We start from the raw sequence: 1,454 nt of genomic DNA on the forward strand, positions 1-1,454 counted from the left end.
GGCCGAGACGGTCCACATCCACTCGCGGAGCTTGTCGCGTTCGTGGGTGAGTTCGCGGATGTCGGTCTCGGCGTACTCGAACTCCGGGGACCAGAAGAGGGCGTCGAAGGGGCAGACCTCGATGCAGATACCGCAGTACATGCAGAGGGAGAAGTCGATGGCGAAGCGGTCGAGGACGTTGCGACTGCGCTCACGGCCGCCCGGGGCGGCGGGCGGGACCGTCTCCTTGTGGGAGTCGATGTAGATGCACCAGTCGGGGCACTCGCGGGCGCACAGCATGCAGACGGTGCAGTTCTCCTCGAAGAGGCCGATCACGCCGCGGGTGCGGGGCGGGAGGTCGGGCTGGGCGTCCGGGTACTGCTCGGTGACGGTCTTCTTCGTCATCGTGCGGAGGGTGACGGCCAGGCCCTTGGCCAGGCCGGAGCCGGGGATGGGGGCCATTGGTTAGGAGTTCACCACCTTGACGACGCCGGTGAGGGCGATCTGGGCGAGGGCGAGCGGGACGAGGAGGGTCCAGGAGAGCTTCTGGAGCTGGTCCTCGCGGAGACGGGGGTAGGTGACGCGCAGCCAGATGACGACGAAGGCGAGGATCGCGGTCTTCAGGAGGGTCCAGACCCAGCCGAGACCGTCGGCTCCCCAGGGGCCGTGCCAGCCGCCCAGGAAGAGGACGGTGGTCAGGCCGCACAGGACGACGATTCCGGCGTACTCGGCGAGGAGGAAGAGGGCGAAGCGGAGGCCGGTGTACTCGGTGTACGCGCCGAAGATGATCTCCGAGTCGGCGACGGGCATGTCGAACGGGGGGCGCTGCAGTTCGGCGAGACCGGCGACGAAGAAGACGATCGCGCCGACGATCTGCCAGGGCAGCCACCACCACTCGAAGGCGTCGACGATGCCGGGGAGCGAGACGGTGCCGGCCGCCATGGCGACGGAGGCGGCGGTGAGCAGCATCGGGAGTTCGTAGGCGAGGAGCTGGGCGGCGGTGCGGAGGCCGCCGAGGAGGGAGAACTTGTTGGCGGAGGCCCAGCCGGCCATGAGGGAGCCGAGGACGCCGACGCCCATGACGGCGAGGACGAAGAAGACGCCCGCGTCGATGACCTCGCCGACCGCGCCCTCGCCCGGGCCGATGGGGATGGCGAGGAGGACGAGCAGGTACGGGAGAAGGGCTACGGCCGGGGCGAGCTGGAAGATACGGCGGTCCGCGCCCGCCGGGACGATGTCTTCCTTCTGGGCGAACTTGACGCCGTCGGCGACGAGTTGGGCCCAGCCGTGGAAGCCGCCGGCGTACATGGGTCCGAGGCGGCCCTGCATGTGGGCCATGACCTTGTGTTCGGTCTGGCCGATGATCAGGGGGAAGGTGAGGAAGACGACGAAGACGACGAGGAGTCGCAGGGCGACGTCGAGCGCGTCGTTCACGGCGTGCCTCCTGCGGGGTCTTCGGGGGTGGGGTCCGGGGC

At 69.3% G+C, this 1,454-nt stretch carries 2 protein-coding genes; both read right to left on the reverse strand.

The features are described 5' to 3' along the window. On the reverse strand, positions 1–441 hold a 441-nt coding region (locus FNH08_RS50010), incomplete at its 3' end, for a NuoI/complex I 23 kDa subunit family protein (RefSeq protein WP_152778654.1). A gap of 3 nt (positions 442–444) precedes the next feature. Further along, positions 445–1,413 carry a complex I subunit 1/NuoH family protein gene (locus FNH08_RS50015; protein WP_322726681.1) on the reverse strand — a complete coding sequence of 323 codons (969 nt, stop codon included), beginning with the start codon at positions 1,411–1,413 and terminating at the stop codon, positions 445–447. Positions 1,414–1,454: the final 41 nt, after the last annotated feature.

The organism is Streptomyces spongiae (genome assembly GCF_009377185.1).
Taxonomy (GTDB): domain Bacteria; phylum Actinomycetota; class Actinomycetes; order Streptomycetales; family Streptomycetaceae; genus Streptomyces; species Streptomyces spongiae.